At 59.7% G+C, this 12,992-nt stretch carries 12 protein-coding genes; 4 read left to right on the forward strand and 8 right to left on the reverse strand.

Translation table 11 applies throughout. The features are described 5' to 3' along the window. Positions 1–8 precede the first annotated feature (8 nt). A complete protein-coding gene (locus tag JHD59_RS02805) occupies positions 9–1,745 on the forward strand; it encodes a hybrid sensor histidine kinase/response regulator (protein WP_199153061.1) in 1,737 nt (578 codons plus the stop codon). A 28-nt stretch (positions 1,746–1,773) separates the two neighbouring features. Beyond that, positions 1,774–2,088 (forward strand): response regulator, encoded by a 315-nt coding sequence (locus JHD59_RS02810; protein ID WP_233163864.1) that lies wholly within the window; start codon positions 1,774–1,776, stop codon positions 2,086–2,088. Between the two features lie 71 nt (positions 2,089–2,159). Here the strand turns inward: JHD59_RS02810 and mgtA are convergent, their stop codons facing one another. The 7 genes from mgtA to JHD59_RS02845 all read right to left on the reverse strand — a co-directional run bounded on the left by mgtA (position 2,160) and on the right by JHD59_RS02845 (position 10,087). Further along, a complete protein-coding gene (gene mgtA, locus JHD59_RS02815) occupies positions 2,160–4,904 on the reverse strand; it encodes a magnesium-translocating P-type ATPase (RefSeq protein ID WP_199153063.1) in 2,745 nt (914 codons plus the stop codon). Positions 4,905–5,207: 303 nt separating this feature from the next. Then, on the reverse strand, positions 5,208–5,552 hold the full coding sequence (locus JHD59_RS02820; protein ID WP_071108834.1) for a hypothetical protein: 345 nt from the start codon (positions 5,550–5,552) through the stop codon (positions 5,208–5,210). Between the two features lie 265 nt (positions 5,553–5,817). Beyond that, positions 5,818–6,192, reverse strand: coding sequence for a hypothetical protein (locus JHD59_RS02825; protein ID WP_199153064.1), 375 nt, complete (start codon positions 6,190–6,192; stop codon positions 5,818–5,820). A gap of 823 nt (positions 6,193–7,015) precedes the next feature. Next, positions 7,016–7,963, reverse strand: coding sequence for a lipoyl synthase (gene lipA / locus JHD59_RS02830; RefSeq protein WP_103321920.1), 948 nt, complete (start codon positions 7,961–7,963; stop codon positions 7,016–7,018). Beyond that, positions 7,960–8,583 (reverse strand): lipoyl(octanoyl) transferase LipB, encoded by a 624-nt coding sequence (lipB, locus tag JHD59_RS02835; RefSeq protein WP_199153065.1) that lies wholly within the window; start codon positions 8,581–8,583, stop codon positions 7,960–7,962. Before lipB ends, lipA begins: the two co-directional genes overlap by 4 nt. A gap of 16 nt (positions 8,584–8,599) precedes the next feature. Next, entirely contained in the window at positions 8,600–8,869 is a 270-nt protein-coding gene (locus JHD59_RS02840) for a YbeD family protein (RefSeq protein WP_103321918.1), read from the reverse strand. 72 nt (positions 8,870–8,941) lie between these two features. Beyond that, positions 8,942–10,087: a D-alanyl-D-alanine carboxypeptidase family protein gene (locus tag JHD59_RS02845; protein WP_199153066.1), complete on the reverse strand. Its 1,146-nt coding sequence runs from the start codon at positions 10,085–10,087 to the stop codon at positions 8,942–8,944. A gap of 203 nt (positions 10,088–10,290) precedes the next feature. Here JHD59_RS02845 and ilvA point away from each other — a divergent pair, with 203 nt between their 5' ends. Further along, complete coding sequence (ilvA, locus tag JHD59_RS02850; protein ID WP_199153067.1) at positions 10,291–11,820, forward strand: threonine ammonia-lyase, biosynthetic; 1,530 nt, start codon at positions 10,291–10,293, stop codon at positions 11,818–11,820. Between the two features lie 43 nt (positions 11,821–11,863). Then, on the forward strand, positions 11,864–12,511 hold the full coding sequence (locus JHD59_RS02855) for an HAD family hydrolase (RefSeq protein WP_199153068.1): 648 nt from the start codon (positions 11,864–11,866) through the stop codon (positions 12,509–12,511). Here JHD59_RS02855 and JHD59_RS23085 read toward each other — a convergent pair. Next, positions 12,502–12,627 (reverse strand): hypothetical protein, encoded by a 126-nt coding sequence (locus tag JHD59_RS23085; RefSeq protein WP_255521354.1) that lies wholly within the window; start codon positions 12,625–12,627, stop codon positions 12,502–12,504. The genes JHD59_RS02855 and JHD59_RS23085 overlap by 10 nt on opposite strands. Positions 12,628–12,992: the final 365 nt, after the last annotated feature.

A 12,992-nucleotide genomic window follows, 5' to 3' on the forward strand; every position in this document is an offset into this window, starting at 1 on the left:
GGATGGCCATGGTGTCCGAAGCGGGCGGGCGTGCAAGTAGGCTGAAACTGGAGAGCCTGCTGCCTGAGGCATGGATGAGGCGGCTGAGCCTGTTCTGGGTGTTGCCGCTGTTTGCTGGGCTGTTGCTGGCGGCGATTTGGGCGACCGTGCTGGTGCAGGTCAACGAGGAACATCAGCGGGCGCAGCAGGAGATGCTGCGGCAAAGCGATAATCTGGTGCGGGCTTTCGAGGAGCACGTTTCGCGCACTATCCGCGCGGTGGACCAGTCTGTCAATTTCATGAAGTATGAGTACGAAAAACAAGCGGACAAGCTGGATTTAAACCGCTTGGTGGAGCAGGGCATCATACAGCATGACATATTCGTTCAACTTGCCATCATCCGGCCGGATGGCTGGCTGCAGATGTCGAACATACCCTCGAAACCGATTGATTTGAGCCGGCGCGAGCACTTTCTGGTGCACAAGGAGCGGGACAACGGAAAGCTGTTCATCAGCAAGCCTGTGCTGGGCAAGGTTTCCGGCAAGTGGTCGCTGCAGTTCACCCGGCGCATCAATCGCCCAGATGGGAGCTTTGGCGGCGTGGCCGTGGTGTCGGTCGATCCGTTCTATTTCACGGACTTCTATGAAAACGTGGATATCGGCAAATACGGAGTGATCACGATTCTGGGCGAGGACGGCGTGGTGCGGGCGCGGTCTGATCGAAGGGGCGGTGGGATAGGCCAGAAGATGCAGCATGCCCGGGTGTTCGATTACTGGCCCAGGCAGTCTTCAGGCCATTATTTTGCCAAGAGCGTGCTTGATGGCATCCCGCGCTACTACAGTTTTCGCGGCGTGCCAGGTTATCCGCTGGTTGTGACCATGGGCGTGGCGGAGCAGGATGCCATGGCCGATTACGCTCACCGGCGAGCCATTTACCTTGCCGGAGGCGTTGTCGCTTCGCTGGTTGTCGTGATCGCGGCCTATGTTCTGATGATCCTGGCTCTGCGCCTGCGCCGCAGCCAGATCCAGGCAGAGTCTGCCAATCGGCTGAAATCCGAATTCCTGGCAAACATGTCGCATGAACTGAGAACGCCGCTGAATGGCATCCTGGGCGGCGCGGATTATCTGAGGCAGTCCTTGCGGGAGCCGGAAGAGCGGGAAACGGCGGAGCTGATTTTCACCAGCAGCGAGCACTTGCTGAGTCTGGTGAATTCCGTGCTGGACCTGGCGCGGATAGAGGCGGGCCGAATGACCTTGGACTTGATGGAAGTGCCTGTGCGCAAGATGATGTCGAGCGCGGTGGAGGCGTTTCGTCCGATGGCGGAGCAGAAAAAACTGTCCCTGTCCTTGAGTCTGGAGATGGCGGAGGGCGAGCCGGAAATCTATCTTTTAGATAAAACGCGCGTTGTGCAGATTTTGAATAATCTCTTGCAGAATGCGCTGAAGTTCACCGAGTTCGGCTGGGTGAAAGTGGATGCCATGGTATCAGGCGGGCTGCTGCGATTTGACGTGTCGGATAGCGGGCCTGGCATCCCCAGGGAACATCAACAATACATTTTCGAACGATTCCGCCAGGGTACGTCGTTTTTGACTCGGCAACATGGCGGATCGGGCCTGGGACTCGCGCTGGCGCGCAACTTGGTGCGTCTACTGGGGGGGCAGATCAGTTTCGAGTCCGTAGAAGGCGAAGGGACGACGTTTCGGGTTGTCCTGCCGCTGACAAAAGTGGAGCCTTTACATGCAGCCGACAATCCTGGTGGTGGATGATCATGAAATCAATCGCAAAGTGGCAGCCATGTTCCTGAAGAAGCAAGGATGGTTGGTGGAGCAGGCAGAAAGCGGTTTTCAAGCGCTGGAAATGTTTCAACGCGCGCTCTATGACTGCGTGTTGCTGGATATCAGCATGCCCGATATGAGCGGCATCGAAGTGTGCCGGCAGGTCCGCGCGGATTCGCGGATGCGGGGAATGCGGCTGGTGGCCTATACCGCACACGCCATGGCGGATGAGCAGGATGAAATTATGCAGAGCGGCTTCGATGCGATGGTCACCAAGCCCCTCACCGCGGAGCGGCTGTTTGAGGCGGTCAGCCTGGCGGGCAGGACGGCCTGAGCGCGAGATGGGTGGATGAGAAAAAGCCAGCTTTGCAGCTGGCTTTTCCCATTGCGCGGAACGGAGGGACGTCAGAACCACTGGCCGTAGCGCTTGATATACAGCGTTTTCACCGTTTGCGTCAGCGCCAGGTAGCCCGCCATGGTCAGCAGCAGCCACCAGAAGTAGCTGGTGTCCAGCTGGATGAAGCCCAGGGAGCTTGCCAGCGGCGAGTATGGCAAATAGCAGCCGATGGCGATGGCCACGCTGGTGGACAGCAGCACCGGCAGGGATGCCGTGCTTTGCAGGAACGGAATCTTGCGGGTGCGCAGCATGTGCACCACCAGCGTCTGCGATACCAGGCCCTCGATGAACCAGCCGGAGTTCATGATCAGCTGGCCGCCGTCGCCGCCATGCAGGTGGTAGGCCGCGCCCGCGCCGAACACTGTCCACAACAGGATGTAGGTGGTGATGTCGAACACCGAAGAGGTAGGCCCCAGCCACAGCATGAAGCGCTTGATGTTGCCGGCTTCCCACTTGCGCGGTTTCTTCAGGAAATCTGGGTCCATCTTGTCCCAAGGCAGGAACATCTGCGACAGGTCGTACACCAGATTCTGCAGCAGAAGCTGCATCGCCAGCATCGGCTCCCATGGCAGAAAGGCCGAGGCCACCAGCACCGAGAACACATTGCCGAAGTTGGAGCTGGCGGTCATGTTCAGGTACTTCAGAATGTTGCCGAAGGTCTCGCGGCCGGTAATCACGCCTTCTTCCAGCACCATCAAGCTCTTTTCCAGCAGGATGATGTCGGCGGTTTCCTTGGCGATGTCCGCGCCGCTGTCCACTGAGATGCCGACGTCGGCGTCGCGCAGCGCCGGGGCGTCGTTGATGCCGTCGCCGAGGAAGCCCACGGTATGGCCGTTGGCCTGCAGTGCCTTCACCACGCGGGATTTTTGCAGCGGCGTCAGCTTGGCGAAGATGGTGGTGTGCTTGACGGCGGCACACAGCGCCACGTCGTCCATGACCTCGATTTCCTGGCCCAGCAGCGGTTTGCCGGGGTTCAGGCCGACATCGCGGCATACCTTGGCGGTGACGATGGGATTGTCGCCGGTCAGCACCTTGACGGTGACGCCGTATTCCTTCAGCGCCAGGATGGCCGGGGCGGCCGAGTCCTTGGGCGGGTCGAGGAAGGTCAGGAAGCCGCGAACCACCAGGCCTTGTTCGTCTGCCGTCTGGTAGGCCGCCTTGCGGGCGTCAGTCGGGATGTGACGGGTAGCCACCAGCAGCACGCGATAGCCTTCTGCGTTGAATTCCTGGCTCCGGCTCAGCAGGCGGGCGCGCTCCTCGGCGCACAGCGCGCGGATGGACTCGCCATCCTGCACATAGCTGGAAACGGCCAGCATTTCCTCCACCGCGCCTTTGGACACCATCAGCTGCTGGCCATGGCTATCCTGGACGATGACCGACAGCCGGCGGCGCTCGAAGTCGAACGGCAGTTCATCGATCTTGGTGTAATCATGCAGCTTGATGCGTTCGCCGATGGCGTCGGCATGCTCGACGATGGCGATGTCCATCAGGTTTTTCATGCCGCTCTGATGGAAGCTGTTGAGCCAAGCCAGCTGCAGCGTGGTTTCATCCTTGCGGCCATGGATGTCGTAATGATGCTCCAGGATGATCTTGTCCTGGGTCAGCGTGCCGGTCTTGTCGGTACACAGCACGTCCATGGCGCCGAAGTTCTGCACCGAGTTCAGCCGCTTCACCACCACCTTGCGCCGCGCCATCGCCACCGCGCCCTTGGCCAGGTTGGCCGAGACGATCATCGGCAGCATTTCCGGCGTCAGGCCCACAGCCACCGCCAGGGCGAAGGTGAGGGCGGACATCCAGTCGCCCTTGGTGATGCCGTTGATCATGAAGACAATCGGCACCATCACCAGCATGAAGCGGATCAGCAGCCAGGACACGCTGTTGACGCCCTTGTCGAAGCTGGTTTCGATGCGCTTGTGGCTGACCACATTGCGCGCCAGCGAGCCGAAGTAGGTGTCGGAGCCGGTGGCCACCACCACGGCGCGGGCGGTGCCGGACACCACATTGGTGCCCATGAAGCAGCCGTTGGGCAGGTCAAGCAGGCTGGCGTCGCCATTGGCTTGGTCTGCTGCGGACTTGGCGGCCACGGCGCCCAGCGTGTCGTACTTCTCAACCGGCAAGGCCTCGCCGGTCAGCACGGCCTGGCTGATGAACAGATCGCGCGACTCCAGCAAGCGGATGTCGGCCGGAATCATGTCGCCGGCTTGCAGATGGACGACGTCGCCGACCACCAATTCGCTCATCGGCACTTCCATGCGCAGCGGCGAGGTTTGCGAGGTGGGGCGGCGCTGCACGGTGGCGGTATTGCGCACCAGGGACTTCAGATTTTCCGCGGCCTTGGCGGAGCGGAATTCCTGCCAGAAACGCAGCAGGCCGCTGATGCCTATCATGCTGGCCAGGATGATGACTTTGGTCCAATCCTGATCATCAGGCGGCGCCATCGCGATATCCATCACATAGCTGATGCCGGCCAGTACGATCAGTACCGCCACAAACGGATTCTTGAAGGCGAGCAGCAGTTGGATCAGCGCATGGGGCGGCTTGTCGTGGGCCACTTCGTTGGGGCCGAACTGGTGCAGCCGTTGCGCGGCCTCGGCGGCGGTCAGTCCTTCCGGGTGGCTGCGCAGGCGCTTGAAGGTTTCGTCTGCCGGCAATTGAGCCTCGCTGGCCAGCCGGAAGGTTTCTTTGTCGCGGTTCTTGCCCGGGGTGGCGATGAAGCCGCGGTTCTTGTGGTGAGGATGCGTTTGTTTGGTCATGGCAAATCTCCAGGCGCCGTGGGCGTGACCATCCCTGCCGCGAGGCATCGGCGCCGACAATGTGTCAGCTTTTGAGCCGGTTCAAGATATTTCCGCGCCGCCGATTTGCTTGGGCGGCATGCATGGGAAGGGATCGTGAGCAGGCTGAGAAAGCGAGAGAACATTGCCGCCCGCTGGGGAGCTCTATGCGAACTCCCCAGCGGATGGCATCTCATTCAAGGTGCGTTGAATCTATGGCATGCTTGCTCCTGCATGGACGATGCGGCCCGGCGCCTGCGCCGGGCCTGGGTTGATTAGTATGGTTTAACGGTTGGCGTACCGTCCCATGGCGGGTGTGGACGCCGACAGGCAATCAAGCTTGACGCGGGTCAGCGGCAGCGTCGCCAGCCTTTGCGCGATGCTCTGCAGGAAATGCATGCAGGTTTCCGAACCGCAGCGAAAGTCCGCGCTGATCAGCCAGGGCGCCAATGTATGGCTGGCGCCCTGGCTGGCCGGTTGCGGCTGTTCCAGCCATTGCTGGATGCGCAAACCATGCTTTTGCGCCTGGCTGCGGATTTCGCGTCGGGCAACGCCCAGCGACATCGAGGGGCACAGGATGGACAGCTGATAGATCTGTTGCTGGCGTGGGCTGGTGAACAGGTTTTGCATCGAAAGCTCCTGCGTAGGAACGTGCCGGCAATGTGCCGGCGGGGTTCGCGTGGCAACAGCCAGGCCGCGCTGCCGGCAAGGGCGGCGACGGAATGGGCGTGTCGGTGCATGGCCGCTTGCGGCATGTCCCGACGCTTACGAGGAGGGGAACAGTGCCTTAGCGGATCGTCAGGGGTTGCGGTCCGGGTTCTTCTGGCATGGTTGGGTTTGGGTGGCTTGGGTCAGTCAATAGAAGGCGGTTATCTGCCGCCTTCCGGTTATGGGCTTAGGCTGCTTTGGCGCGATTGGCCGGGAACAGCGAGCGATGCTGAGCGGGGGTGCTGGTCAGTCGACGACCCCAGTGCACGCGGCGGATTTCCGGCAGTTGGCTCAGGCGCAGCGCCATATCGTCCAGGTCCTGGCGGCGGATCAGCGGGCAGCTCAGGATGACGGACAGCTTGCATTGGTTGTCCTGGCTGTCGGGGCCGATGGTGACTTGCGAGGCGCGCAGTCCCAGATCGTGCATTTCCCAGAACAGGCGCTTGCGCAGCGCGGTAATCACGCTATTTTCGCAAACAATGTTCAGGCGGAATTCCGCGCAGTCTACAGCTTGGTTGCGATTAAAGAATTTCAGCAGGTGGAAGAATTTCAGGGTTTGCAAGTTGAATCCCCCATTATTATTCAACAGGTAATAGCCGTCCCTTTCGATTTAAATAACCGAAATAAGGGAATGATTGTCCAATATCTAAGCGAGCGTATATGGCGCAATTGCAATCAGGCTATTCCCAGGTTGAGGGAATCAGCCGGCCATGCAGAGATGCGTCGCATCCGCTCGCGGTTCTGGTTCTTCTGGCATGGGAACCTCCTGTGCGAAACGAAAGCTGCGCAAACAATCAATACGGGTGCTGGATCTATCGATGGGGGTGTCAGGCGCGACCAAACAAACAGGCGCGGCATGGGCTTGCATGACATGCTCGCCATCCGGACTGCGTACTGCGAATCTTGGTCGGTATGCTGCTGTCGATGGGAATCGACTTGAGACACCACATCCTGTCTTGCAGGATGCGGCAGAGAGAAGAGAGTTCGGTCTGCTGTTTATCCTGCAAGGCTTACTGCGATCGAAGATCGACTAGAACCGTCGTTGTCCACGGTTTGCCTTTGCAAAATTAATAACAATGCCACTATAAACCGGTTTTGCCGTTTTATCAAATAAAACTGTATTTATATCGGGATAATGTTGGCAATTCGGCAGTCGGGGCAAAACATTCGCCGACTTAAATCATTTGGCATGCTGTTATGTGGGGGAGAGATTTCATGGCCGCTTGGCGCGGCCATGGCTAAGCAAGCGCGTTTCTGGATGGTCCGGGAGATTAGAGATCGCTTTTCCAGGCTGGGCTTGGGAATTGCGCGCAAGGGCGGCAACAGAAAGGGGCGTCCATGGGACGCCCCTTTGCCTGCGCTGCGTATGGGACTTTTAAAGTCGCTTACACGCCAGCCTCATGCGCCTGAACATCTGCGTGGTAGCTAGAGCGCACCATGGCGCCGACTGCGGCATGGACAAAGCCCATTTCGTAGGCTTTTTCCTCGAACATCTTGAAGGTGTCCGGGTGGACATAGCGCAGCACCGGCAGGTGGCCGTCAGACGGCTGCAGGTACTGGCCTATGGTTAGCATGTCCACGTTGTGGGCGCGCAGGTCGCGCATGACTTCGAGGATTTCCTCGTCGGTTTCGCCCAGACCCACCATCAGGCCGGACTTGGTCCGGACATTAGGGTTCTTCGCCTTGTAGTCTTTCAACAGCTGCAGCGAATGCGCGTAATCGGCGCCCGGGCGGGCTTGTTTGTACAGGCGCGGCACGGTTTCCAGGTTGTGGTTCATCACATCCGGAGCGTGCGCGGTCAGAATGTCGATGGCGATGTCCAGGCGGCCGCGGAAATCGGGCACCAGGGTTTCGATCTGGGTGTTCGGCGACAGTTCGCGCACGGCGTTGATGCAGTCGGCGAAATGTTGGGCGCCGCCATCGCGCAGATCGTCGCGGTCCACCGAGGTGACCACCACGTACTTCAAGCGCATCGCCGCCACGCTCTCGGCCAGGTGTTTGGGCTCGTTGGGGTCCAGCGGGTTCGGGCGGCCGTGGCCGACGTCACAGAACGGGCAGCGGCGAGTGCAAATGTCGCCCATGATCATGAAGGTGGCCGTGCCCTTGCTGAAGCATTCGCCGATATTGGGGCAGGTGGCTTCTTCGCAGACGGTGTGCAGCTTTTGCTCGCGCAGGATTTGCTTGATTTCGTGGAAGCGCTGGCCGTTGGGCAGCTTGGCGCGGATCCATTCTGGCTTTTTCAGCTTTTCTTCCAGCGGCACGATCTTGATCGGGATGCGGGCGGTCTTGGCCGCGCCCTTGTGCTTCACCCCAGCCTGGTTGTCCGGCTTCATGCGGTCTCCTTGCTTATGCTCAGGTGGCGTTCCAGGTGCGGCAGCAGCTTGTCGGCTACTTCGGCAACCGTGAGATTGACGCCCAGATTCTTCATTTGGGTTACCTTGAGGTTGGCGTAGCCGCAAGGATTGATCCAGCTAAACGGAGTCAGGTCCATGTCCACGTTCAGGCTTAGTCCGTGGTAGACGGCGCCGTTCTTGATGCGCAGGCCGAGCGAGGCGATTTTGGCGCCATCGACGTAGACGCCCGGGGCATCCACATCGCCATTGGCGGCGATGCCTTGTTCGGCCAGCATGTCGATGACGGCTTGCTCGATGTGGCGCACCAAGTCGCGCACGCCGATATGCATGCGCTTGAAATCGATCAGCAGATAGACCACCAGCTGGCCTGGGCCGTGGTAGGTGATCTGGCCGCCGCGGTCGGTCTGCACCACCGGGATGTCGTTCTGCTGCAGCAGATGTTCCGGCTTGCCGGCCAGGCCTTGGGTGAATACCGGCGGGTGTTCCACCACCCACAGCTCGTCGGCGGTGTGCTCGTCGCGCTGGTTGGTGAAGGCCTGCATGGCGCGCCAGGTCGGTTCGTAATCGACCCGGCCCAGATGTTTGATGATGCGTGGCACCTGAACTCCCGGCGTTTTAGAGGACCATTTTGACCATCGGGTGGCCGGTCAGAGACAGATAAATATTGTCCAACTGCTGGCGCGAAGTGGCGGTGATGGTGACGGTCAGCGCATAGAAGCGTCCGCCCGAGCTTTCGCGCAGCACCACGTCGATCTCTGCGAGATCCGGGGCGTGGATGCGTACCACTTCGGTGATGGTGGAAACGAATGCCTCATGCCGCTCGCCCATGATCTTCAAAGGGAAGCGGCAGGGGAATTCCATCAATTCCTGTTTTTCGTCGGACATGTCTGGCTACTCTTGAATTGCAAAACAGCAGGCCGCGGACAGGCCGCGGCGCTGCAAACTACGGCGCTGCTTTTACTTCCAGCCTAGCAGAAGCTTCAGGCTGTCCCACAGGCGGCTGAAGAAGTTGCCTTCGTCTACCGCCTTCAATGCTACCACCGGACGTTCCAGCAGTGGTTTTCCATCGAGGGAAACCACCAGCTTGCCCACCACCTGGCCGGCCTTGATCGGCGCGATCAGCGGCTGCGTCGTGGTCATATCGGCTTTCAGCTTGGCGGCCTGGCCCTTGGCGACGGTGGCGTAGACGTCGCTGGCGAAGCCTACCGGCACCACCTTGGCGTCGCCCTTGTACACGGAAACATCGGATACGCGGGCATTTGCTGCATAAAGTTTGGGCGTGTCGAAGAATTGCAAGCCGTAGTTCAGCAGCTTGGAGCTTTCCACCGCGCGCGCCTCCGGGCTGGCCGTGCCGACCACCACGGAAATCACGCGGCGGCCATCGCGGTGGCTGGAGGTCACCATATTGTAACCGGCAGTGTCGGTGTAGCCGGTTTTCATGCCGTCTACGTTCGGGTCGCGGTACAGCAGCAGGTTGCGATTGGGCTGCTGGATGTTGTTATACGTGAAGGACTTCATCGAGTAGATCGGGTAGTACTCGGGGAAGTCGCGGATCAATGACGCGGCCAGGATGCCCAGGTCGTGCACCGTGGTGTAGTGGCCTTCGTGCGGCAGGCCGGTGGCGTTCTTGAACTGGGTGTTCTTCATGCCCAGCTTCTGAGCCTGTTGCGTCATCACTTGGGCGAATACGTCCTCGCTGCCGGCGATGGCTTCGGCTAGCGTCACGCAGGCGTCGTTGCCGGATTGCACGATCATGCCCTTGATCAGGTCTTCCACCTTGGCCGGGACTTTCGGGTCCAGGAACATGCGGGAGCCTTCGGTCTTCCAGCCGCGCTGCGAAACCGTCAGCGTCTGTTCCAGCGTCAGGCGCTTTTCTTTCAGCGCCTTGAAGGTCAGGTAGGCCGTCATCAGCTTGGTTAGCGAGGCCGGCTCGATGCGGGAATCGGGATCGCGGGCCGCCAGAACCTGCTGGCTGTTGTAGTCGATCAAGTAATAGGCTTTGCCGGCGATTTCCGGCGCGGGCGGCACAAAAGCGGTGCTGGCAAAACCAAAAGACGGCAGCGCCAAAGCGGCAGCCACCAGGGCAGAAGTGATTGTTTTCATGTTGGAGTGGGCTTGCAAGGGGTCACAAACAGTAGCCGGTGATTATACACGCTGCAGCGAGGGCCGCAGCCCGAAAAAGGCTGTCCGACATTCCGGGGTTTTGCAATGCAGCAAAGAATGCGCGGCCGGCCTCCCGCAGATTTGGAGTTCCTGATACTCTGGCAGTTCAAATACAAGAAACTACCAGGGACCAAGGCATCACCATGAGCGACAAGCATGATTATCTGGAACGCATTCTGACTTCACGGGTTTACGACGTGGCGGTGGAGACGCCGTTGGAGCTCGCGCCCAATTTGTCCCGCCGTTACGGCAACCGTATTCTGCTCAAGCGCGAGGACCTGCAACCGGTGTTCTCCTTCAAGCTGCGCGGCGCTTACAACAAGATGGCCAAATTGACGCCCGAGCAGCGCGCGCGCGGCGTGATTACCGCCAGCGCGGGCAATCACGCCCAGGGCGTGGCGCTGTCTGCCAGCAAGCTGGGCTGCGAGGCGGTGATCGTGATGCCGGTGACCACGCCGCAGATCAAGATAGATGCGGTCAGGCAGCGTGGCGGCCAGGTGGTATTGTCCGGCGATTCCTTCAATGAGGCTTATCTGCATGCCGTAAAGCTGGCAGAGGAAAGCGGCCGCACTTATATTCCGCCGTTTGACGATCCGGACGTGATTGCCGGCCAGGGCACGGTGGGCATGGAAATCCTGCGTCAGCATCCGGACGATCTGCACGCGGTATTCGTCGCCATCGGCGGCGGCGGTCTGGCGGCCGGCGTGGCCAGCTTCATCAAGCGGCTGAAGCCGGAGGTGAAGATCATCGGCGTGCAGCCGGTGGATTCCGATGCGATGCGCCAGTCGATAGAGAAGGGCGAGCGCGTCGAGCTGAAAGATGTCGGCCTGTTTGCTGACGGCGTGGCGGTCAAGTTGGTAGGCGAGGAAACCTTCCGCATTTGCCGCGAGCTGCTGGATGAGATCATCCTTGTCGATTCCGACGCCATCTGCGCGGCGATCAAGGATATCTTCGAGGACACCCGTTCCATCGTGGAACCGGCCGGCGCGCTGGCGGTGGCGGGCGCCAAGGCCTATGTCGAGCGCGAGGGCTGTCGCGACCAATCGTTGGTGGCGATCGCCTGCGGCGCCAATATGAATTTCGACCGGCTGCGCCATGTGTCGGAGCGCTCCGAGCTGGGCGAGCGGCGCGAGGCCATCATCGCCGTCACCATTCCGGAAAAGCCGGGCAGCTTCAAGCGCTTCTGTTCGGTGATTGGTGGCCGCAACATCACCGAATTCAACTACCGCTTTGCCGACCCCAGCGTGGCGCATGTGTTTGTCGGAGTGCAGATCGCCGGTCGAGAGGATGTGGAGAGGTTGCTGAGCGACTTGCGCGCTGAGGAGCTGGAGGGCATCGACTTGACGGACAACGAACTGGCCAAGCTGCATATCCGCCACTTGGTGGGGGGGCATGCTCCGCAGTTGAAGGATGAGCGCGTGCTGCGCTTCGAGTTTCCGGACAGGCCAGGCGCCTTGATGCGCTTTTTGGAGTCCATGCGCATCGATTGGAATATCAGCCTGTTCCACTACCGCAATCACGGCGCCGACTATGGCCGCGTGTTGGTGGGCGTTCAGGTGCCATCGGGCGATGCTGCTGCCTTCCAGCAGTTCCTTGATACGCTGGGATATCCTTATATCGAAGAAACCGATAATCCGGCGTACCGGCTGTTTCTTGGCAAGACCATTCGTTGATGTTGCAATACCACCTTAATATATCGATATTGAAGTTGAGATCATGATCAAGGCAGTGTTATTCGATCTGGACGGCACGCTGGCCGATACCGCGCGTGACCTGGGCGCGGCGTTGAACCGTTTGCTGGCGGAAGAGGGCATGCCGCTGCAGCCTTACGAAGCCATCCGGCCGATTGCTAGCCATGGTGCCCGCGGATTGGTGAGGCTGGGTTTCGGTCAGGGCATTGATGCGGAACGACTGGAGGCATTGCGCCTGCGTTTTCTGGATCATTATGAGGCCAGCTTTGCCGACCAGACCTGTTTGTTCGATGGCATCAATGCCCTGATAGCGGAGTTGGGGCACCGAGGGATGGTGTGGGGCATTATTACCAACAAGCCGATGCGCTTCACTGATAGATTGGTCCCATCGCTGCCGTTTGCCAGCGTGCCGGCGGTGACGGTCAGTGGCGATACGGTGGGCGTGGCCAAGCCGGATCCGAGGCCGATGTTGCACGCGGCGGAGCGAATCGGCATCGCGCCCGAGCACTGTATATATGTAGGCGACGCCGAGCGCGATATCGTCGCTGGCCGTTCCGCTGGCATGAGGACGGTGTTGGCTGGTTGGGGCTACATTTCGGATGAGGATAGGCCGGAGCAGTGGGGGGCGGATGTCGATATCGATCATCCCTTGCAATTGCTGGATCATATATAAGCATCGAATCGATGGTGAAAGATGCGCGGGCCGGCGGCAATGCCGGCCCGTTTTTCATGGCGTGTGGGCGGTTTCGGCAGTGCTGCCTGGATGTGCTGCAAAAAGTCTGTTTTCATATCGTCTTTTCCGTCAGTTGCTTGCGTGTACTTTCGGGCTGGTAGGTCCGCCGTTGCTCACTTTTTCTCGCAAAAGGTGTTGACGAGGGTGAGGCCCGGGCGTATAGTTCGCCTCCTCAGCTGACGCAGCGAACGAAACAAGCCGAACGAAACAGGTTCCGGCAGCGGTCGCAGCGAAGGCACTGCTCTTTAACAGAACGAATAACCGATAGGTGTAAGTGCTTGGCGAAAGCCAAACACTTGCACTGCAAGAGATAGGAAATACCAGTTATTTCTTTGAACTTGCGTGCCAGAAAATTTGCTATGAGATTGAACTGAAGAGTTTGATCCTGGCTCAGATTGAACGCTGGCGGCATGCTTTACAC

Origin of the sequence: Chromobacterium sp. ASV23, from assembly GCF_016428945.1 — a bacterium.
Lineage (GTDB): Bacteria > Pseudomonadota > Gammaproteobacteria > Burkholderiales > Chromobacteriaceae > Chromobacterium > Chromobacterium sinusclupearum.